20 protein-coding genes, 1 tRNA gene and 1 pseudogene are annotated in these 21,106 nt (G+C 58.2%); 13 read left to right on the top strand and 9 right to left on the bottom strand.

Going from position 1 to position 21,106, the window contains the following annotated elements; all coding sequences use genetic code 11:
* Position 1: 1 nt before the first annotated feature.
* The 5 genes from QQG91_RS07260 to QQG91_RS07240 are packed head-to-tail and all read right to left on the bottom strand — an operon-like array spanning position 2 to position 3,749.
* Positions 2–610, bottom strand: a complete 609-nt coding sequence (locus QQG91_RS07260; RefSeq protein ID WP_285769559.1) for a DedA family protein — start codon at positions 608–610, stop codon at positions 2–4.
* A 5-nt stretch (positions 611–615) separates the two neighbouring features.
* Positions 616–966 (bottom strand): hypothetical protein, encoded by a 351-nt coding sequence (locus tag QQG91_RS07255; protein WP_285769558.1) that lies wholly within the window; start codon positions 964–966, stop codon positions 616–618.
* Positions 967–1,019: 53 nt separating this feature from the next.
* A complete protein-coding gene (locus QQG91_RS07250; RefSeq protein WP_285772295.1) occupies positions 1,020–2,207 on the bottom strand; it encodes a vWA domain-containing protein in 1,188 nt (395 codons plus the stop codon).
* Positions 2,208–2,210: 3 nt separating this feature from the next.
* Positions 2,211–2,384: a hypothetical protein gene (locus QQG91_RS07245; RefSeq protein ID WP_285772294.1), complete on the bottom strand. Its 174-nt coding sequence runs from the start codon at positions 2,382–2,384 to the stop codon at positions 2,211–2,213.
* Between the two features lie 18 nt (positions 2,385–2,402).
* Positions 2,403–3,749, bottom strand: a complete 1,347-nt coding sequence (locus tag QQG91_RS07240) for a DUF2927 domain-containing protein (RefSeq protein ID WP_285772293.1) — start codon at positions 3,747–3,749, stop codon at positions 2,403–2,405.
* A gap of 66 nt (positions 3,750–3,815) precedes the next feature.
* On the opposite strand from QQG91_RS07240, the gene QQG91_RS07235 reads away from it, so the two are divergent.
* Positions 3,816–3,959 carry a hypothetical protein gene (locus QQG91_RS07235; RefSeq protein WP_285772292.1) on the top strand — a complete coding sequence of 48 codons (144 nt, stop codon included), beginning with the start codon at positions 3,816–3,818 and terminating at the stop codon, positions 3,957–3,959.
* A 215-nt stretch (positions 3,960–4,174) separates the two neighbouring features.
* On the opposite strand, the gene QQG91_RS07230 is transcribed toward QQG91_RS07235, so the two are convergent.
* Entirely contained in the window at positions 4,175–5,011 is an 837-nt protein-coding gene (locus QQG91_RS07230; RefSeq protein WP_285772291.1) for an AAA family ATPase, read from the bottom strand.
* A gap of 189 nt (positions 5,012–5,200) precedes the next feature.
* Here QQG91_RS07230 and dksA point away from each other — a divergent pair, with 189 nt between their 5' ends.
* Entirely contained in the window at positions 5,201–5,623 is a 423-nt protein-coding gene (gene dksA / locus QQG91_RS07225; RefSeq protein ID WP_285772330.1) for an RNA polymerase-binding protein DksA, read from the top strand.
* 13 nt (positions 5,624–5,636) lie between these two features.
* Positions 5,637–6,815 (top strand): FAD-dependent monooxygenase, encoded by a 1,179-nt coding sequence (locus tag QQG91_RS07220; RefSeq protein ID WP_285772290.1) that lies wholly within the window; start codon positions 5,637–5,639, stop codon positions 6,813–6,815.
* Here the strand turns inward: QQG91_RS07220 and xth are convergent.
* Positions 6,812–7,591: an exodeoxyribonuclease III gene (gene xth, locus QQG91_RS07215; protein WP_285772289.1), complete on the bottom strand. Its 780-nt coding sequence runs from the start codon at positions 7,589–7,591 to the stop codon at positions 6,812–6,814. The two genes, QQG91_RS07220 and xth, sit on opposite strands and share 4 nt — an antisense overlap.
* Before the next feature lie 142 nt (positions 7,592–7,733).
* Here xth and QQG91_RS07210 point away from each other — a divergent pair, with 142 nt between their 5' ends.
* From QQG91_RS07210 to QQG91_RS07180, 7 genes are all read left to right on the top strand, one after another.
* Positions 7,734–9,149, top strand: a complete 1,416-nt coding sequence (locus QQG91_RS07210; protein WP_285772288.1) for a cryptochrome/photolyase family protein — start codon at positions 7,734–7,736, stop codon at positions 9,147–9,149.
* A gap of 80 nt (positions 9,150–9,229) precedes the next feature.
* On the top strand, positions 9,230–10,438 hold the full coding sequence (locus QQG91_RS07205; RefSeq protein ID WP_285772287.1) for an SAM-dependent methyltransferase: 1,209 nt from the start codon (positions 9,230–9,232) through the stop codon (positions 10,436–10,438).
* Between the two features lie 39 nt (positions 10,439–10,477).
* The gene (locus QQG91_RS07200; protein WP_285772286.1) at positions 10,478–10,918 is read left to right on the top strand and encodes a TrgA family protein; all 441 of its coding nucleotides are present in this window, start codon (positions 10,478–10,480) and stop codon (positions 10,916–10,918) included.
* On the top strand, positions 10,918–12,030 hold the full coding sequence (locus tag QQG91_RS07195; RefSeq protein ID WP_285772285.1) for an NUDIX domain-containing protein: 1,113 nt from the start codon (positions 10,918–10,920) through the stop codon (positions 12,028–12,030). Before QQG91_RS07200 ends, QQG91_RS07195 begins: the two co-directional genes overlap by 1 nt.
* Before the next feature lie 53 nt (positions 12,031–12,083).
* The gene (locus QQG91_RS07190; RefSeq protein ID WP_285772284.1) at positions 12,084–13,118 is read left to right on the top strand and encodes a cysteine synthase A; all 1,035 of its coding nucleotides are present in this window, start codon (positions 12,084–12,086) and stop codon (positions 13,116–13,118) included.
* Positions 13,115–15,535, top strand: a complete 2,421-nt coding sequence (locus QQG91_RS07185) for a DUF3772 domain-containing protein (protein WP_285772283.1) — start codon at positions 13,115–13,117, stop codon at positions 15,533–15,535. The genes QQG91_RS07190 and QQG91_RS07185 overlap by 4 nt, the downstream gene beginning before the upstream one ends.
* Positions 15,532–16,251, top strand: coding sequence for an alanyl-tRNA editing protein (locus QQG91_RS07180; RefSeq protein ID WP_285772282.1), 720 nt, complete (start codon positions 15,532–15,534; stop codon positions 16,249–16,251). The genes QQG91_RS07185 and QQG91_RS07180 overlap by 4 nt, the downstream gene beginning before the upstream one ends.
* Here the strand turns inward: QQG91_RS07180 and QQG91_RS07175 are convergent.
* A complete protein-coding gene (locus QQG91_RS07175; RefSeq protein ID WP_285772281.1) occupies positions 16,248–17,330 on the bottom strand; it encodes an AI-2E family transporter in 1,083 nt (360 codons plus the stop codon). The genes QQG91_RS07180 and QQG91_RS07175 overlap by 4 nt on opposite strands.
* A gap of 171 nt (positions 17,331–17,501) precedes the next feature.
* On the opposite strand from QQG91_RS07175, the gene QQG91_RS07170 reads away from it, so the two are divergent.
* Together QQG91_RS07170 and QQG91_RS07165 are read left to right on the top strand one after the other, a co-directional pair.
* Positions 17,502–17,591, top strand: a tRNA-Ser gene (locus tag QQG91_RS07170).
* Between the two features lie 287 nt (positions 17,592–17,878).
* A complete protein-coding gene (locus QQG91_RS07165) occupies positions 17,879–19,318 on the top strand; it encodes a uracil-xanthine permease family protein (protein ID WP_285772280.1) in 1,440 nt (479 codons plus the stop codon).
* Positions 19,319–19,357: 39 nt separating this feature from the next.
* On the opposite strand, the pseudogene QQG91_RS07160 reads toward QQG91_RS07165, so the two are convergent.
* Positions 19,358–20,397, bottom strand: a pseudogene (locus tag QQG91_RS07160) (YeeE/YedE family protein).
* A gap of 132 nt (positions 20,398–20,529) precedes the next feature.
* Between QQG91_RS07160 and QQG91_RS07155 the strand changes: the two are divergent.
* The gene (locus QQG91_RS07155; RefSeq protein WP_285772279.1) at positions 20,530–21,096 is read left to right on the top strand and encodes a peroxidase-related enzyme; all 567 of its coding nucleotides are present in this window, start codon (positions 20,530–20,532) and stop codon (positions 21,094–21,096) included.
* Positions 21,097–21,106: the final 10 nt, after the last annotated feature.

Below are 21,106 nucleotides of genomic sequence, written 5' to 3'. Positions count from 1 at the left end.
CCTAGGCCCTCCGACGTTTCGCGTGACGATGCATGGCGTGGATCAGGTAAAGCCCGATGCCGACCGTTATGGCACTTGCAGCAATAAGCCCGCTGGTATCGGCGGCGATCTGTGCCACTAGGTCGATGTTTGCGGCAAAGATATATCCAAGGCTGGTGTAAATGACGACCCAGACGAGTTCACCCGAGACGCCCCAGAGGGTGAAGCGGTGCCACTGGTAATGGGTCGCGCCGCTTACGAAATTCGCATATGGCCCAAGCGGGCTGACGAGCCAGCGGGAGAGGAATATCCCCGGCCCGCCATAGCGCTCGGTCAGACGCTTTGCCCGCGAGATCAGTTTGGCACGTCCGCGGTGACGCAGCATATAGGGCGACAGTCGGCCCGATCCCATGCGCGCCAGAATGAACCCTGTCTGGTCGCCGAGCACCGCGCCCCCCAAGGCCGAGCCTGCGGTGGCCCAAAGAATAAGATCGCCCGAAGCCGCAAAGGCCCCCGCCGTCATCATTGCCAAAGACGCAGGAACGGGCAGGGCGAGGCAGCTCAGAAAGGTTGTCAGAAACAACAGCGAGTAGCCATAGGTCGTCAGATTGAGAAGGAGCCAATCCGTCATGTGGGTTATCGCTTCTCGCGGGTCGAGGATGCGGCCAGAAATTCCTGGACTTCGAGAATGACCTGCGCAACGGGAACGCCGCGCTCTTTTGCGATGTCTTCGAGGGTCGTGCGTTTCCTGGGTCTTTCGGTGATGCCGATGGCCGCGCCAAGCTCTTTGGGGTCCACCTTCCAGCTGTGTGCGATATACATCGGCGTCATCCAGACCTGTGGATCGACATTGCGCGATTGCGGGTCTTTCCAGTTCCGTGCATCGCTGAGCACGTCAAAGGCGAAGAACATGGTCGCGCTGAGCGCCACAACAAAGGCGAGCGACATGTATTTGTGATGCCGGATGAAAGAAATGAGATGGCGCATGTCTCTTAGATTGTTCCCATGGGTCCGCCCGTCAATAGCGGGCTTTGCCGATTTCACCGCGCAAGGAGTTTGAAGCCGCGTTCGAGCCCCTCGAGTGTCATCGGCACCATGCGGTCCGCACCGAAGATCGTGCGGATCATGCCGATCGAGTGGGTGTATTTCCAGTGCTCTTCCTGAACGGGGTTGATCCAGAGCGTTTGCGGCCAGTGTTCGATCGCGCGGCGGAGCCAGACCTCGCCGGATTCTTCGTTCCAATGTTCGTTCGCACCACCCTGATAGGCGATTTCATAGGGCGACATAGAGGCGTCACCGACAAAAATGCATTTGTAGTCGGGGCCATAAGTGCGCAGCACTTCCCACGTCGGGGTCTGTGCGTTCCAGCGGCGCGCATTGTCGCGCCACACGCCTTCGTAGAGGCAGTTGTGGAAGTAGAAGTGTTCAAGGTGCTTGAACTCGGCTTTTGCGGCGGAAAAAAGCTCTTCCAGAACGCGGATATGCGGGTCCATCGAGCCGCCGACATCAAAGAACAAAAGAACTTTGACCGCGTTGCGTCTCTCGGGGCGGGTCTGGACGTCAAGATAGCCGTGCTTGGCGGTGGACGAGATCGTCTGATCCAGGTCCAGTTCTTCGGCAGCACCCGTGCGCGCCCATTTACGCAAACGCTTGAGAGCAACCTTGATATTCCGCGTGCCAAGTTCGCGCGTGTCGTCCAGATTTCGGAATTCTCTTTTATCCCAGACTTTTACAGCGCGTTGATGACGTGATTTGTCTTGGCCGATACGCACGCCTTCGGGATTGTAACCATAGGCACCAAAGGGTGATGTGCCTGCGGTGCCGATCCATTTGTTGCCGCCCTGATGGCGCTTTTGCTGTTCCTTCAAACGTTCGCGCAGGGTTTCCATGAGCTTGTCGAAGCCGCCCAGCGCCTCGATCTTGGACTTTTCTTCGTCCGAAAGGGTCTTTTCGGCGAGCTTTTCGAGCCAGTCCCGCGGAAGATCCATTGCTTCTATCATCGCTTCGGGCGAGATCGTATCAAGGCCGGAAAAGCTCTTGGAAAAGGCACGGTCGAAACGATCAAGATGACGCTCGTCCTTGACGAGGATCGTGCGGGCCAAAAGGTAGAACCCTTCGGTGTCATAGATCACAAGGTTTTGAGCGAGACCCTCGAGAAAGGTGAGGAACTCGCGCAGCGAAACAGGAACGCCTTCGTCTCTCAGGGTCGAGAAGAAGGGGAGGAACATACCTTAGACCAGATAGCTGCGATCGATAAAGATCATGACGAACAGCCCGATGATCGCAAAAAGCATCCCGTAGACAGCCGCCCATTGCAAAAGATCAAAGGTCTTGCCGCCACGCCGTTTTGCGCGAAAAGCTCCGAAAATCAGTCCGATAAGAAGGCCTGCAAGGGGGAAAATCATGGTCTGATCCTTTTGCCCCTAGCGCGGGCTCAGGGACGAGACCTCTGCCAGACGGGCACTTACTTTCTGTTCTGAACCAAATCCGTAACGCGCCCAAGCCAGACTGTCCAGACGCACCGTCTGCGCCTCGGCGTCGCGGCCAAGCAGTCGTAGTGCTTCGGACTTGAACATCAAAAGCGTGGCGAGAAGAGCCGCGTTTTCATTCTCGGCAGCAATTGGGATCGCCTCGTCCACGATGGAGAGTGTTCCATAGCCGTCCCCCGAAGACAGGCTAAAGGCGGCAAGCTGCACGGCGACATGTGCCGTCTGGAGACGCGTTTCGGGCGACTCGCGATAGGCACGGTCGGCGGCGCGGAAGGCGCCAAGTGCTAGCGTCGGGTCAGAGCCGACGTTCAGGCGACCATAGGCAAAAAGAGCAAAGCCTTCGCGGGTGCCTGACCAGCCAAAGGCGCGGCCGAGGTTCATGGCGGTTTCGGCAGCGGCGCGGCGGCGAAGCGGGGTGCTCCCCGATGACAAAGCCGCTTCCATCGCTTCGATCCAGTCGCGCGTGGTGTCGTTTTGCGGGCGGGCGGGTTTATTTTCACCCGACGGGTTGATCCGTGCGAGGATCGACGGGATACGGGTGGCGACTTCGCCTCGGGTCATTCCGTTGCGAAGGGCGGGGTCGTAATAGGCCCTGAGCACGAGCATATCAAAGCCCGTAAGCACCGCATGCATGTTGTCGTCGTTGAAAACGGAATCAGGCAGGCGGTAAAGATCGTTCAAAGGCCCTAGCGCCTGAGCGAGCTCCTCATGAAGGCAATCGCGGATTTCTTGTGGAGCAACATCGGAAGGCACGAAGACCGCCGCACGGTCCCGACGTTCAAGTGTGGTCCAATCGACCACGGGTGTATTGCGGCTCGCTTTGAATTCTTCCCAGCTTGAAACGCGGGGCACCACGAAACAGGCGGCTTTGGGGACTGCGCGGCTGAGTTCGTCGCGGGGCACGGCGACAACGGAAATATTCGCCTGTTCTGCGCCAGTCAGGAAAATATCAAGCCCTGCTTCTGCGCGAAAACGCGATAAAAGCGTACGGAGGTCGGGCACGAGGCTCGGCGGCACCATGCCGTCGACGCGCACGCTGATCGGACCTTCGAAGCGGGTGAGTCGCGGGATTGCACGGCCGCTTTCCATTTGGAACGACAGGTCGAGAAAATCGCGCGCGATTTCGGCGTTGGGCCGCGTCGAGGGGCTGACCCGCGTGCCCAAAAAGCTCTTCATCGGAGGAAGAGAGTCCGGGTTGACCGCCGCGCGACCGGGTGGGTCCTGTGGTGTCGGAGTGCAAGCGGAGAGCGCCGTAATGGCGGCAAGAGCAAGCTTTCTCATATGCAACCCCTGAACAAACCGAGCGAAGGCAAGGGCGCATGTACTGCTAAAGCAGCACAAGGGGAGATGTTCAATGCGCCAAACGAACGGGCCTGTCCCGTGGGTTTGACATTGCTTTCGGTCCGCAACGCGTTCTTCGCCCCCGCAAGCGAGGGAGACGAGGCGCCCATTTCGACCGGCATTTTTGCCTTGGCCAAAGTGCTCTCCTGAATTTTCACACTCCGAACCTGCCCGCAGAGTGCGGCCACCGTTGGATCGAATTGTGAAAATTTAGAGACAATTCGCCGATGACGAGTTCATTAGTGCGCAAAGACGAACCCAAAGCACTCGGGAATCGCGAGGGTGCATCAAATTCAGCGAATAGTGGCGCGAAGGTCGCAGGTTTCTAGTAAGCGATGTGTCTTGCGCCACTAAATATTGTTTTCTCAGCGACGACGATTGAGGAAGGCCAGTTTTTCAAAAAGCTGAACGTCTTGTTCGTTCTTCAAAAGCGCCCCGTGCAAACGTGGCAAGAGTGAGCTCGGATCGGCTTTGAGGTCCTCGGGCGTGAGGTCTTCGGCCAGAAGCAATTTGAGCCAATCGAGCACTTCGGAGGTCGATGGTTTTTTCTTGAGCCCGTTCGTTTCGCGAATTTCGTAAAACTGGGTCAACGCGGCTTCGAGCAGGCGCGGTTTGATGCCGGGGTGATGCACCTCGACGATTTTGGCGAGCGTGTCGGGATCGGGAAAACGGATGTAGTGGAAAAAACATCGCCGCAAAAAGGCATCGGGAAGATCCTTTTCGTTGTTCGATGTGATGATAACGATGGGGCGGATCTTGGCCTTGATCGTCTCGCCCGTTTCGTAAACGTGGAACTCCATTTTATCGAGTTCCTGCAACAGATCATTGGGAAATTCGATATCAGCTTTGTCGATCTCGTCGATGAGAAGCACGACGCGACTCTCGGTTTCGAACGCCTGCCAGAGTTTGCCTTTGCGGATGTAGTTCTTGACGTCATGCACCCGCTCATCGCCCAACTGGCTATCGCGAAGTCGGCTGACGGCATCATACTCATAGAGACCCTGTTGCGCCTTGGTCGTCGATTTGATGTTCCACTCGATCATCGAAAGATCGAGCGCATTTGCCACCTGGCGCGCCAGCTCGGTTTTACCCGTTCCCGGCTCGCCTTTGACGAGAAGCGGGCGCTCGAGTGTGATCGCGGCGTTGACTGCAACCTTAAGGTCTTGTGTTGCAACGTATGATTTTGTTCCGGTGAAATGCATAGGCTCTCTCTGGGGTCGGATTCTCGCCACATTACCACCTCGGGAGGGGGTCGCAACTTGTGAACAAAAATTGGTATTTCGGGGGGTGACTTCCCCTCAGGAGAGGGGTAAACGGTCCAAAAGGTTTGGGAGAGGCTGATGGCCGCAGATATTGAGACTCCGGTCGTTGGCGAGACTAAGGGTGGTGGTATGAAAGCGGAGAACTTTCTTCCTGAGGATTATCGTCCGGCTGAGGACGAACCTTTCATGAACGAGCGTCAGCTCGAGTATTTTCGTCGTAAGCTTTTGGCGTGGAAGGCGGAAATCCTCGAGGATAGCCGCGATACCATCGAAGGGATGAAAGACTCGACTCGCAATATTCCCGATATCGCCGATCGTGCCTCGGAAGAGACGGATCGCGCTTTGGAATTGCGGACTCGGGATCGCGAGCGCAAGCTGGTGTCCAAGATCGACGCGGCCTTGCGCCGTATCGAGAACGGTGAATTCGGCTATTGCGAAGTAACGGGCGAACCGATCAGCCTCAAGCGGCTTGATGCGCGTCCGATCGCCACGATGACGCTCGAAGCGCAAGAGCGCCACGAGCGCCGCGAAAAAGTGCATCGTGACGACTGATCTTTGATCGCGAATGACAAACGATAAACACCAAGATCAGGCCCGCTCGCTCGCGGGCCTTTCTGTTGCTGTTCTCGGCGGCGGGGTCGGTGGGCTTGCTTCGGCTTTGGCCTTTGCCAGACGGGGCGCCTCGGTCCGCGTCTTTGAACAGGCGGCCGAACTGCGCGAGGTCGGGGCAGGGCTCCAGATCACGCCCAACGGAGCCGCCGTTCTACGCGCGTTGGGATTGTCGGATGCGGCCGATCACCGGTCGATCCAGGCCGCTGCGGTCATGCCGATGGACGCACTCACGGGGCGCGCAGTGACGCGGTTCGATCTGGGGCAACTGGGGGGCGAGCCTTACCGCTTTTTCCATCGGGCAGATCTTCTCGATCTTCTTGCCGAAGGCTGTGCCGAGGCGGGCGTCGAAATCGTTCTCGATGCGAAAGCGGTTGAAGTCACACAAAGCGGCGTGGTCGGGTTCGAGAACGGGCAGACCATCGAAGCCGATCTGGTGGTCGGCGCCGACGGTCTCCATTCGGTTACGCGCAAACGCCTCAATGGAGAGGATGCGCCGTTCTTCACGGGGCAGGTTGCATGGCGTTCGGTCGTCAAAGTCAAAGACGAAGACCCGATTGCCCGCATCTGGATGGCGCCGCACCGTCATGTTGTCACCTATCCGCTGATCGGGGGTCGTCTGAACGTTGTTGCCGTGCAGGAACGCAAAGAATGGGCCGCCGAAGGGTGGAACTTTTTTGATGAGCCGCATGCGCTCCAAGCCGCCTTTGCCGATTGTAGCGCGGCGCTCCGTTCGGTTTTGTCCGAGGTGCAGACTGTGCGGCTTTGGGGGTTGTTCCGCCATCCCGTGGCCGAAGTCTGGCACAGCGGCAAAGTCGCACTCGTCGGGGACGCTGCTCATCCGACCCTTCCGTTTCTGGCGCAAGGGGCAAATCTTGCGTTCGAGGATGCCTATGTTCTTGCGCGCGCGGTTGCCGAAAACGGGGTCGAGGCGGGGCTTGGACTGTATCAGGCCAAGCGTCGTGCGCGGGTGATCCGCGCGATCGAGGCGGCGAATGCCAATGCGACGAACTATCATCTGTCGGGCGTTAAACGCTTTGTCGCCCACAAGGGACTTAAAACCCTAGGACTTGTTGCGCCGCGTGCGTTTCTGGACCGCATGGATTGGCTCTATGGCCATGATGTGACGGCCTAGGCTGCGAGATCCACCCAAACAGGCACGTGGTCCGACGGCTTTTCACGTCCGCGCACGTCTTTTTCGATCCAGCACTCATTCAGAAGATCGGCGCATTGCGGCGTCAGGAGGAAGTGGTCGATGCGGATGCCGTCGTTCCGGTCCCATGCGCCCGCTTGATAATCCCAAAAGGAATAGTGACCCGCTGCGCTTGTTTGGGTTCTGAAGGCCTCGGTGAAGCCGAGGTTCAGGATGCGGCGAAATGCTTCGCGGCTTTCGAGTCGGAAGAGCGCGTCCTCGCGCCAGGCGTCGGGGCGAGCGGCATCTTCGGCTTGGGGGATGATGTTATAGTCGCCGACCATGAGCGCGGGCATTTCATCGGCCAAAAGCGCCTCTGCCCGCGTTCTCAGACGCTCCATCCATGCGAGTTTGTAGTCATACTTGGGACCCGGCACGGGATTGCCGTTGGGAAGATAAAGCCCGCAGATCCGAACGGCTTTGTCACCGACAACGGTCGCTTCGATCCAGCGGGCCTGTTCGTCGGTCTCGTCACCGGGAAGGCCGCGCACCACATCCTCGAGCGGGAATTTCGACAATAGAGCGACACCGTTGAAGCCTTTTTGGCCGTGGGTTTCGACGTTATAGCCCATATCCTCGAAAATCTCGCGGGGGAAACCTTCGTCGACGGATTTGATCTCTTGGAGGATCGCAACATCGGGTTTGCTCTCGGTCAGCCAGTCCGTCAAAGCGGTGATACGGGCTTTGACACCGTTGATGTTGAATGTTGCGATTTTCATGTCAGCTCCTTGGTTGCGGCGATTTTGGCCTCCCTCGGGGGTGGGCGCAAGGAGATTAACGCGCAAATGTTTCCCAAGCGGCCCTTGACCTCGGGCATCGACGGAACACATCGTCCACAAACAAAGAAAGCCAAAGGCCGTTATGAGCGAAAAACCCCCCATTCTCATGTGGTTCCGCCGAGATCTTCGGCTTTCCGATCACGAGGCATTGACTGCTGCCTGTCAGTCGGGGCGGCCTGTGATCCCGGTATTTCTGCATGACGAGTTGACCCGTTCGCATGGTGCAGCGCCTCTGATGCGGCTTGGCCAATCGGTGGAAAGCCTTCAGCGCGCGCTTGAGGAAAACGGCTCTCGGTTGATCCTGCGCAAAGGTCCCGCGCTCGAAACGCTCCTCCAGCTTATCGAGGAGACGGGGGCAGGTTCGGTTTATTGGTCACGCATGTATGACCCCGTGACCCGCAAGCGCGATGAAACCGTCAAGGCTGCGCTCAAAGAACGCGGGATCGATGCCAAGAGTTTCGCGGGGCAAGTGCTCTTTGAGCCTTGGACGGTGCAGACGGGCACTGGAGGGTTCTATCGCGTTTACACGCCGATGTGGAAAACCGTAAAGGATCGTGCGGTTCCCGATGCCATTGCAAAACCCACGGCAATCCCAGCGCCCGAGACTTGGCCTCAGAGCGATACCTTGGAGAGCTGGGCGCTTGCCGCAGCGATGCGGCGCGGCGCATCGATTGTCGCGGCGTGGCAATGTGTCGGTGAGGGCGCTGCACGCAAGCGACTTGACGATTTTTTCGATGCAAAGGTCGAAGCCTATAAGGAGCGGCGCGATTTTCCCGCCGAAGAGGCAACATCGCAGCTTTCCGAGAACCTCGCCTATGGTGAAATTTCACCGCGCGTGATCTGGCATGCGGGCTGGCGTGCGCATCACGAGGGAGCAAAAGGGGCCGAGCATTTCGTCAAAGAGTTGGTCTGGCGCGAATTCTCCTATCATCTCGCCTATCATACCCCCGAGATCGTCGAGCGGAACTGGCGCCCTGAGTGGGACGAATTTCCGTGGAACGAGGACGAAAGCCACCCCAATGTGATCGCATGGAAACAGGGGCGCACGGGCGAACCTTTTGTCGATGCCGCCATGCGCGAGATGTATGTTACAGGTAAAATGCACAATCGCGCGCGGATGATTGTTGCGTCATATCTTTGCAAGCATCTGATGTCCCATTGGAAAATCGGCCAACGCTGGTTCGAGGAGTGTTTGACCGATTGGGACCCCGCGGCAAATGCGATGGGGTGGCAGTGGACGGCGGGGTCGGGGCCCGATGCGGCGCCTTATTTCCGCATTTTCAATCCCGCGACCCAGCTCGAGAAATTCGATGCCAAGGACGCCTATCGCCGTCGCTGGATCGCGGAAGGCTCGGCGCGCCCGAGTGAAACCGCGCTGAGTTACTTTGATGCAGTGCCGCTGAGTTGGGGGCTTGATCCCAAGGCTTCCTATCCCGAACGCATCGTGACTTTGGCCGAGGGACGGGACCGCGCCTTGGCCGCTTACGAGGCGCGTTAAAGAAAAGCCGTGACTTGTGCCACTCTTCGACTACCATTTCAACACGCCGCGCATTGCGGGACTACCTACTGAGGGATTTCATGATCCAGAACGATATCAAGTCCGAAACGAACCTACCGCGTTATTTCACGCAGGTGTCATCAATGCTCTCGAAGATGGAGAGAGGTCGGCTTGATGTGACGCTCCCCGACGGGCGGCGCTTCCAGTTTCAGGGCAAGGCTCCGGGTTACGTTGCGGAAGTCACCATTCACAATCCCGATCTCTTCGCGCGGCTGATCCGCGAGGGTGATCTTGGATTTTGCGAGGCCTATCTCGACGGATGGTGGAGCACGCCCGATCTGATGACTTTCATGGACTTCATCCATGACACCTCGGAAGAAATGTATGACAGCTTCCCGGGCCAGGCATTGCTCCGTCTTTACGAGCAGATGCGGTTCTGGATGCAGCGCAATTCCAAACGTCAGGCGAAAAAGAACATCAGTGCGCATTACGATCTCGGCAATGATTTCTATGCGCTCTGGCTGGACGAGACGATGACCTATTCCTCGGCTCTGTTCAAAACGGGTCAGGAAAGTCTCGAGACCGCGCAGACACAGAAATACGCGTCGATTGTCGATCTTATGGGCGTGAAAGAGGGCGATCATGTCCTTGAGATCGGCTGTGGCTGGGGCGGGTTTGCCGAATACGCCGCCAAAGAGCGCGGGCTCAAGGTGACGTGCCTTACGATCAGTAAAGAGCAGTATAAGTATGCTGTGGAACGCATTGAAAAAGCCGGTCTTTCGGATCGCGTGACCTTCAAGCTTCAGGACTATCGCGACGAACGTGGCACCTATGACGGTATCGCCAGCATCGAGATGTTCGAAGCAGTCGGACGCCAGTATTGGCCCGCCTATTTCGAAACCGTGCGCGAACGGTTGAAACCCGGGAAAAAGGCGACCCTCCAGATCATCACGATCAAGGACTCGCGTTGGGCGGTCTATAACAGCGGTGTCGACTTCATCCAGAAGTACATCTTTCCCGGCGGTATGCTTCCCAGCCCGTCGATCTTGCGCGAAGAGGTGCGCAAATCGGGGCTCAAGGTGGATGGCTCGATCGAATTCGGCGAAAGCTACAGCCAGACGCTGCGCCGCTGGTACGAGACGTTCAACGCGCGTTGGGACGAGGTCAAAGCCTTTGGTTTCGATGATCGTTTCAAAAGAATGTGGAACTTTTATCTTGCGTCTTGCGCCGGAACCTTTCACGTCGGAAATTGTGACGTAACTCAAATCACGATTTCGCGGCCCATGTGATCCAAGCGGGGCCGCCCACTTAGTTCAAGGGGGCGCCCCATGCCAACGATGAGCCGACTGCTCGGTGCAGTCTTTTTCGCCGCTATTTTCGGATATGCTTCGGTGCTCGCGCTTGCGGATTATCCAAGACCTGTTCCGCCGTCTTTCTTTCTTGAAATCAATATTGCGGTGGCGAGTGCGATGGGGTGGCATCTTGTGGGACGTGTGCCCGGCGATAGGATTGCGGTTGGCTTTGCCAACGGCATCACGGGGTCTGTCGTGATCTCGTTCCTTGCGATGGGGGTGCATGGGGCCATCCAGATGTTCAAATTCACCCGAGACCTTCGCTATGACGGTATCATGGATGCCTTGGTCGGAGTGCTCGAGGCGGCTTTGGAACTCGCCAAGTCGATCCAAAGCCCTGAATTGACTGCTGTCGTCTTCGGCGGTGGTGCCGTCGCGGGTATTTTGCTTCAAATTCTCAACAAGCGATTTGGCTGATGAATTTTTTCCTCTACGGGACGCTCAAGGACCGCGATCTTTTGGCAATCGTGAGTGGCGAGGCGGGGCTTGAACCGCTTGATGCCATGCTTTCCGATCATGCGGTGGAATGTGAGAAAGACGGGATTCTGCCTGTTTTGGTGGGGTGCGATGGCGCGATAGCACATGGGCTGCTGCTTTGTGATGTGACCGATGCGGTGGCCGCCCGATTTGACGCCTATGAGGCGCCCTTTGGCTATGTGCGGCGTTCGGTTCAAGTGCGCGCAGGGGATCGGATGATCGACGCCGAAGTCTATGATCCGCCCGTCGGGTGCCAGTCGCAAGGTGTTTGGTCACTTGAAGAATGGGCTGCAAAAGACCGTGAAATAACACTTTTGACTGCGCAAGAATTCGCTTTTTTCCCACCCGATACACCGCATGACGAGATCGCGCGGCAGTGGGGAATGATGCGCGGCAGAGCAAGTGCAACACTTCGCGCCGCTTCGCTTCCGACCACGCATCGCTTGCGCTCCGCACCGCGCCGCGCCCGCTTTTTACGAGAGGTATCGCGGGCGGGCGGGTTCTTCCGTTTTGCGCAAAAGGTTGTGGAATACGAAACCTTTGCGGGCAAATCTTCGGGTGAATTGCCGCGAGAAGTGTTCATCGGTCCGGATGCTGCGCTTGTTCTGGCCTATGATCCGAAATCCGACAATGTGCTCTTGGTCGAACAGGTTCGGATGGGGCCGCTGGCGCACGGAAATCCCAACCCTTGGTGTCTTGAACCCATTGCAGGGATGGTGGATGGCGGCGAAACGCCGGAGCAAGCCGCGCACCGCGAGGGAATGGAAGAAGCGGGACTGCGCTTTTCCGCTTTGATCCCGATGTTCAGCCAATATGCCTCTCCGGGGAATGCCACGGATTATTTCTATTGTTTTCTGGGGATTACGGATTTGCCCGAGGTGCACAGCTATGCGGGCGGTCTGGAAGAAGAGGCAGAAGACCTCAAGCTCCATATCGTGCCCTTCGATCAGGCCTTGGGTTTGATCGACACCGGCGAAATCAACGTCGGGCCTGCCATTGCCATGCTGCTTTGGCTAGACCGAAAACGCCCCGAATTACGCGCATCTGCTTGAGTTCCAATGCCGTGGCGCTTACTAAGAAGACAACACAACGATAAGGCCCGAAAATGCAGTTCAAATCTGATCTCGCCGCAGCAATCGGCAATACGCCCCTCATCAAGCTCAAGGCCGCTTCCGAGGCGACGGGCTGCACCATTCTGGGCAAAGCAGAATTCATGAACCCGGGTCAGTCGGTCAAGGACCGCGCCGCGCTTTACATCATCAAGGACGCGATTGCCCGCGGTGACCTCAAGCCGGGTGGCACCATTGTAGAAGGGACCGCAGGCAATACGGGCATCGGGCTTGCGCTCGTGGGCGCCTCTATGGGGTTCAAGACCGTGATCGTGATCCCCGAAACCCAGTCTCAAGAGAAAAAGGACATGCTCCGCCTTGCAGGGGCCGAGCTTGTTCAGGTGCCCGCTGCACCCTATCGCAATCCCAACAACTATGTGCGTTATTCGGGTCGTCTGGCCCAAGAGCTTGCCAAAACGACCCCCGAAGGTGTGATCTGGGCGAACCAGTTCGACAACACCGCGAACCGTCAGGCACATATCGAAACCACGGGCCCCGAGATCTGGGAACAGACAGGCGGGAAGGTCGACGGTTTCATTTGTGCGGTGGGGTCGGGCGGCACGCTTGCAGGCGTCGGCATGGCGCTTCAGCCCAAGGGTGTAAAAATCGGTCTGGCCGATCCTGATGGTGCGGCGCTCCATAGTTTCTATACGACGGGCGAGCTGAAGAGTGCGGGCGACTCGATCACCGAGGGCATCGGTCAGGGGCGCATCACCGCCAACCTCGAAGGGTTCACGCCCGACATGAGCTTCAATATTCCTGACGCAGAGGCGCTCCCGATTGTGTTCGATTTGCTCGAGAACGAGGGGCTTTGCCTTGGCGGCTCTTCGGGTGTGAATGTGGCAGGTGCCATCCGCATGGCCAAGGAAATGGGGCCGGGTCATACCATCGTCACCATCCTTTGCGACTATGGCACGCGCTATCAGTCCAAGCTCTTCAATCCCGAATTCCTCAAGGGCAAGGGACTCCCTGTTCCCGGTTGGCTCGCGACGGGTCCGTCCTCCATCCCAGGTGTGTTCGAGGACGTATGATCCAAGCACGGTCGGGCATTTTCGCTGTTTTTCTGGCGCTGACCCTTTCGGGGGTGGGCGCCGCTTCGGCTCAGTCCGACCCGACCGCGGCCCCTGCCGACAGCGTTGTCGAGGCGCTCGACGAAATGGTCGAGGCCGAGAACGAGATCGCAGGTCTTGCCGCTTTTGTTGCGGATTATGATCTTTGGGAAGGCATCGCTGCCCGCGCCGAGCAATCGGTCGGACCGTCGGCCGGGACCAATTTCGCGCTCACCAAACTGCGCAGCGAACTCGTCGAATGGCGTCAGCGCTTTTCCGAAGTAGAGGGATTGAATGCGGATCGCATCGACACGGTGCGTCGTCAGCTTGCGGCCCTCGGCACCGCGCCCGAAGAGGGCGAAGCGAGCGCCATCGCCGCGCGTCGTGACATGCTCGGCGCGCAACTCGACGAGTTGAGCGCGCCACTTATTCTCGCGGCCGAAGCCTATGCCCGCGCCGATGGACTTATCGGTGAGATCGACGCGATCATCCGGAGCAGGCAGGCCGCGGCTCTGACCTCCAGAGGGTCGTCGCCGCTTGTGCCCGAAAACTGGGGTGCGGCCACGATTGCATTGACCGATGGGATCAGCGCGCTTGCGGTCGAGACGACCTCTATAATCTCCGCTAGATCCTTGAGCGGTCATCTCTCTCTGGGGCTTCCCGGAGCTTTGTTTTTGGTCGTGGTCGGCTTTGTGCTCTTGCTGCGCGGGCGGATCTGGGTCGAAAGTTTCTGGAAACGCCGCACGATTGAAGCGGGGCCATGGGAGGCGTTTCTTCATGCTGTCGTAACGGGCGCTGCGCTTGTTCTGCCGCTCATGGGGCTCGGTTTGCTGGCGCGCGGGCTTGATGCGTCGAACCTTTTCGGATTTCGCGGGATTCAGGTGATCCAGAACATCCCGCTCGCAGGGGCCTATGTTCTCGTCGGGCGCTGGCTTTCGATCCAGTTTTTCACCAAGGGACGCTTTGAAGCGCCTGTGCATTTCTCGGACAGCGAACGTCATCGGGCCCGCCGTCTCGTCGGCGGTCTGGGCTGGGTCATGGCGCTTGGCTCCATGGTCTTTGTTCTGATCGGCAGCGTCGATGCGACAGGCACGGTCGGCTCGGTCTTGATCTTTCCCATCGTGATCGCACTTGGCTGGGTGCTCTTCGGCTTCGGCAACCTGCTTTACCAACACCGAACGCAAAAAACGAGCGACTCCGGCACGCTGCGCACCTTTCTGGGGCTGGTCGGGCGGCTGACCATGATGGTCGCTGTTCTGGGGCCTGCCTTTGCCGCTATCGGCTATTCTGCGGCTTACCGCGCGCTTCTTGTGCCGACGACCAAAAGCCTTGCCGTGATGGGTGTTCTGCTCATCGCCAACGGTTTGATGGTCGAGCTTTACGAGACCTATCGCAATCGAGCGCGCGAAGAGGGGGAGGAGCCCGAAAGCGAAGGTCTGAGCGCCGTGATCATCGCAACCCTGTTGATCCTTTTGTCGTTGCCGTTCCTTGCGCTGATCTGGGGCGCAAGCGTTGATGATCTCGTCGAGATATGGACCCGCTTCCGCGAAGGCTTCTCGATCGGAGATACCAAGATCTCGCCGACCGATTTGCTGACCTTTGTTCTGGTCTTCGGGATCGGGTATTCGGCCACGCGGCTGATCCAGAACATGCTGCGCCACACAATTCTACCCAAGACCAAGCTCGACATCGGGGGGCGCAATGCGATTGTGTCGGGCGTCGGGTATCTCGGGATTTTCCTGGCTGCCCTGATTGCCATCACCTCTGCGGGGATCGACCTTTCGTCCCTTGCGATTGTGGCGGGGGCGCTCTCGGTCGGGATCGGTTTCGGTCTCCAGAATATCGTTTCGAATTTTGTTTCGGGGATCATCCTTTTGATCGAACGCCCGATTTCCGAGGGTGATCTGATCGAGGTGGGGAACCAAGCAGGTTTCGTGCGTTCGATTTCGGTGCGCTCGACGCGGATCGAAACCTTTGACCGCACCGATGTGATCGTGCCCAATGCCGATCTAGTCTCGACCCAAGTCACCAACTGGACACGCGGAAATTCCGTAGGCCGCGTCGTGGTGCCCGTCGGCGTGGCCTATGGCACCGATCTCGACAAGGTGGCGACCATCCTCAAAGAGATCGCGGATTCCCATCCGCTTGTTGTTTTCGATCCCGAACCTCAGGTGATGCTGATCGGCTTCGGCGCCGACAGCGTGGACTTTGAAATTCGGGCGATTATTCGGGACGTGCGTTTCAAACTGCACACCAAGTCCGACATGAACCACCAGATTGCCAAGCGGTTTGCCGAAGCGGGGATCGAAATTCCGTTTGCCCAGCGCGATATCTGGATCAAGAACGCCGAAGCCTTATATCCGCCGCAGCCGCCCCAAACAGGAGCCGACAGCGCATGACCGAGCTTGTCTTTCGTGAGGATGCCTATCTTCGGGACCTGTCCGCGCGGGTCACCTCGATCACGGACGAAGGCGGCATCGTGCTGGACCGCACGATTTTCTATCCCACAGGAGGGGGCCAACCCGGAGATTCAGGCCATCTCGAATGGGACAACGGCCGGATCGAGATCGCAACGGCGATCAAGGGGCAGGGGGAAGATGTGATCCTTGTGCCTGCCGAACCCTCGCGGCTTCCTGCCGTCGGGACCACGCTGCGCCAGTTCATCACATGGGAACGGCGTCACCGCCACATGCGCGTGCATACGGCGCTTCATCTTTTGTCCGTCGTTATTCCGCTTCCCGTCACGGGCGGGCAGATCGGCGCGGACAAGGGCCGGCTTGATTTCCTCATGCCCGAGCCGCCCGAGAACAAGGACGAGCTGGAAGAGACGCTCAACAAGCTCATCGCCTGTGATTTCATGGTGAGCGAAGAGTGGATCACCGAGGACGAGCTTGATACCAAGCCCGATCTTGTGAAAACGATGTCGGTGAAACCGCCCAGAGGCGCGGGGCGCATCCGCCTTGTGCGTATCGGACAGGGCGAGAATACCGCCGACCTTCAGCCCTGTGGCGGCACTCATGTCGCTTGGACGAGCGAGATCGGCCGCGTGCAAATCGGCAAGATCGAGAGCAAAGGCAAGCAGAACCGCCGCGTGAACCTGATCCTGCTGGATTAAAGGTCGTTCGCGATCAAATCGCTTTCATCATCGGGTAGACCCTGTCTCGACAAGAGCACGGCAATCGGGCGCAGCATGGGCACATGGCTACAGACGACCATGAGCATCACCATGATCGGCACCGAGAGGAACATCCCCGGAATGCCCCAGACAGCGCCCCAGAAGGCAAGGCTGATGATGATCCCGAAGGAAGACACACGCAGCGCGTGCCCCATCATCATCGGGTCTAGAATGCTGCCGTTGACGAATTGGATCGCGCCCGTAATCACAAAGATCGCCCCCGTTGACGTGGGATCGCCCGTTTGGACAAAAGCGACAAGAGCCACCATGACGGTCGCAATGATAGAGCCGACATTCGGAATATAATTCAGCACGAAGGTCAGCACGCCAAGCGCCGAGGCCAGGTCGAGCTTGAACGCCTTGGCGACCGCAAAGACCATGCCGCCCGTCACCACACTCACCACCGTTTTCACCAGAAGGTAATAGTTCACGCGGCGGATGATCGAGGTGATGATGCGGCGGATCTTGTCGGCCTGGACAGGGTCGCCGACGAGGTTGTTGAGCTTGGTGTCGAACCAGACCCGTTCTGCGAACAGAAAACCGACAAAGAGGATCACCAGAACGGTGAACGAGCTGATCCCACTGGCAAGGTTTCCGGCCTGACCTGCGAATGTGCGCACATAGCTTGAAATATTGATCGAGCTGAGCGAGTTGAGGATCGTCTGTTCGGCTTCGGGACTGATCCATTTGAAGAGTGTCGCAACGGCTTGGGGGGCACGTTCGAGATAGGAAATCGTCGTGCTGAGCACCGTGTTGACCTGGGTCAGAAAGATCGTGGACAGGACGATCAGCGCAAGGGAAATCAGGAGAAGTGCGCCGAGGCTGGCCAACCAATTGGGCACATGCACCCGCCCGATCTTTTGCCGCGCGATAAAGTTGATCACATCCGAGGTCAGCGCGAAAATGATGATCGCCGTGGCCAGCGCGATGAGCATGAAGCGCGCCTGAACGAGCAAGAAAAGAACAACGGCAAAGGCAATGATGACAAGCGCTATCGTCTGGATTCTGCCATAGTCCATGCCATGCGGTTCACGGTTCGGTTCGGGTGAGTGGCCTTTGGGTGTCATGATCTTCGCAAGCTGTGGAGTTGCCTTCGAATATGGCCATTCTCGAACAAAGTTACAACGTGCCGCTTTTCTCGTTTTCGCCCCTTGCAATTCTCCTGCACATGCGGATAAACCCCGCGTCACGGACAGTTGGCCGAGTGGTCGAAGGCGCACGCCTGGAAAGTGTGTAGGCGGGGAACCGTCTCGAGGGTTCGAATCCCTCACTGTCCGCCATTTCTCTTCTTTTGCTGCGATGTGAACCTTTTGGTTCTGTATCCCTTCGAGCCGGTCTGATGACGTCGATCACGGACGAGTGTTCGGATTTTGCAATCTGCCCGATTTAGAGTCATTCCGCCTAGAAGTGCAGACCTTGGCCCTCCTTATTCACTGAGACAGTATTCGCTTTTTTTTGATAATTGTGGGGATTGTTTCGGATTAGCATATCCGCACGCGCGAAGGGAAAATCTCTTCGCCGAGTGAACAGCTGGCGTCAGTCCAGTGACAGAACAGGGATAAACAGAATGGCCGATGAAACACTCGGGACGCCGGAGCAGCTCCGCGATCCCAATTATACGCCCCCCTTAGGCAAAGCGATCCCGCTGGGGATCCAGCACGTGCTTGCCATGTTCGTTTCGAACGTGACACCTGCAATCGTTTTGGCTGGTGCGGCCGGCTTCGGATTCGGGTCGAACTCGCCCGACTTCCCCGAACTTCTCTACATGATCCAGATGTCGATGCTCTTTGCGGGTATTGCCACGCTTTTCCAGACCATCACCTTTGGGCCCGTCGGCGCTGCACTCCCGATTGTTCAGGGCACTTCGTTCGCCTTTATTCCGATCATGATCCCGCTTGTTGTGGGAAAGGGTGTTGACGGCCTTGCTGCGCTATATGGCGGCGTGCTCATCGGCGGTATTTTCCACGCTGCCCTCGGGACCGTCATCGGCAAGATCCGCTTTGCGCTTCCGCCGTTGGTGACGGGCCTTGTTGTGACGCTCATCGGTCTTGCACTGGTCAAGGTCGGGATCGAATACGCAGCAGGTGGCGTTCCGGCCAAGGCTGCAGGCGCCGAAAGCTATGGCAGCTTCAAGAGCTGGTCGGCTGCATTGGTCGTGATCTTTGTGACCCTCGGTCTCAAGTTCTATGCCCGCGGCATGTTGGCGGTGTCCGCCGTGCTGATCGGGATCGTTGTCGGTTATTTCTACTCGATGGCGATCGGACTTCTCTCGTTCGAAGCGGTTGCGAACAGCTGGACCCGTTCGGCGATCTTTTCGCTTCCCGTTCCGTTCAAATACGGCTTTGAATTCTCGATGGCCGCTGTCATCGGGTTCTGTCTGATGGCCTTTGTCTCGGCGGTTGAAACCGTTGGCGACGTTTCGGGTATCTGCAAAGGCGGCGCTGGCCGCGAAGCCACCGACAAGGAAATCGCAGGGGCAACCTATGCAGACGGTCTGGGCACCGCGGTTGCGGGCGTCTTCGGTGCATTGCCGAACACCTCGTTCAGCCAGAACGTTGGTCTGATCGCGATGACGGGCGTCATGAGCCGCCACGTTGTCACCATCGGCGCAATCTTCCTGATCATTTGCGGCCTGATCCCCAAAGTGGGCGGCGTCATCCGCACCGTTCCTATCGAAGTTCTCGGCGGCGGCGTTGTCGTGATGTTCGGCATGGTTGTTGCGTCGGGTGTGTCGATGCTTTCGGACGTGGTCTGGAACCGCCGCAACATGGTGATCTTTGCGGTTGCCCTTTCGGTTGGTCTTGGTCTTCAGCTCGAAGTTATGAACCTTGCACCTGGTTCGGCGAATGCGCTTCAGCACTTGCCGTCGAGCCTCCAGATCCTTGGCGCTTCGGGCATTCTACCCGCCGCTTTGATCGCGATCGTTCTGAACCTCATCCTTCCAGCCGAACTCGCGGATGAAGCGACCGAGGAAATGTCGGGCGGCATGGCCGGTTCGAAGAAATAACCACGAAAGGGCCGGCTCGACCGGCCCTTTTCTTTGGTGTTACGGGGCGAGAATCCGCTCTGTCGCCATGCCGCCGATCCAGAAGGCAAAGAGCGCGACCCAAGCCGTTCCGGCGAAAATTGAACCGCCCGTCACGCCTGCACCGATCGCGCATCCCCCCGCGAGCATTCCCCCAAAGCCCATGAGCGCGGCTCCCGTAAGGGCGCGGCGCATGTTGGCTTCGTTCTCGAAGCCCTGAAACTGGAATTCGCGCGACAGGATCGACGCGACGAAGGCGCCGATAAACACTCCCGGAACCAGACCGATATCGAATTCGAGAAGCGGGTTTTCCTCTAGAAAAACATGAGCATATTGGCCGAAGGGCCTGTGAATGTTGCGCTTTCTATCGCCATCGGCTCAAAGGAAATCCGCGCAAGCGCTGTGGTCAGTCCCCAGCCCAACGCCACGGCAAATCCTACGCCCGCACCAAAGACAAGCCGCGCGGCTCCGATCTTGTTGCGCCGTGAAATCTCGAGTGCGAGAAGCGCGAAGACCACCCCGATGGCAAGGCCCGACCAGTCGGGCAAATGGAGCGCCGAGAGAAGATCAAGGTTCCGTCCACCCGTGGTCGTCCAAAGCGATGCGAGGGTGTCGCGCAGTGGTTTCAAAGCGCCGCCGAGCGTCATCTGGGCCACCACGGCAAAGACAAGTCCCGAAACCACCGAGCGCAGGTTTCCCGTTGCAGCCAGAACCAACAGACGGCCAGAGCATCCCCGCGCAAGGACCATGCCCACCCCGAACAACAGCCCGCCGATGATGGCGCCCGACCAGCTCCCTGTGACGGACATCATCCGTGCCTCGGGAATGGAGATTAGCCCCAGTAGCGAGGCACCCTGAACCCAGACGACGGCGGTTGAAAAGGTCAAAAGCCAAACCGCAACCTTGTCATCGAGCCGTCCGTGAGCAAAAGAGATCGTCGCCGCCCGCAAACAAAACCGCGAGCGCTGTGCTGCGACACCAAAGGTCAGGCCAGTCAGCAATCCGAAGAGCGCCGCAACGGGGGCGTCTCCAAGTCGTTCGGTCAGGTCGATCAACGTCATGATAGGTCCTATTGCGGTTAAACATCATGGCAATTGCATGCGTGAATGTGTCCCGTCCTTGATATAAATCAGACAGGTGACAGGCGCCCCCGATTGCGGCAGGGTCGGGACCAAGCCAAGGAGGAATTGCCCATGTCACACCCTGTAAGCCGTTTTGACGTTCCCGAGCTCGACGATCTCCCTCAGGATATTCGCGAGCGGATCGAAACGGTTCAGGAAAAGTCGGGGTTCGTTCCCAACGTCTTTTTGGTGATGGCGCGCCGTCCCGACGAGTTTCGCGCCTTTATGGCCTATCATGATGCTTTGATGGACAAGCCTGGCGGGTTGTCCAAGGCCGAGCGCGAAATGATCGTCGTCGCTACATCGGCGCTCAATCAATGCCAGTATTGCGTGATTGCACATGGCGCGATCCTGCGGATCAGGGCCAAGGACGCGCTGATTGCCGATCAGCTTGCCACCAACTATCGCAAGGCCGATATCACAGCGCGGCAAATGGCCATGCTCGACTTTGCGGTCAAGGTGTCGCAACAGGCCCATGTCTTGGGCGAGCCCGATTTCGAGGCACTTGCAGCGCATGGGTTCAGTCAGGAGGATGCCTGGGACATCGCCTCGATTGCGGCGTTTTTCGGAATGTCGAACCGTATGGCCAATGTCACCAGTATGCGTGCGAACGCAGAATTCTATACGATGGGCCGTTAGGGCCCATCGC

Origin of the sequence: Marivivens sp. LCG002 (assembly GCF_030264275.1) — a bacterium.
In the GTDB taxonomy this organism is placed as follows: domain Bacteria; phylum Pseudomonadota; class Alphaproteobacteria; order Rhodobacterales; family Rhodobacteraceae; genus Marivivens.
This window is presented reverse-complemented; position numbering and strand designations above follow the sequence as displayed.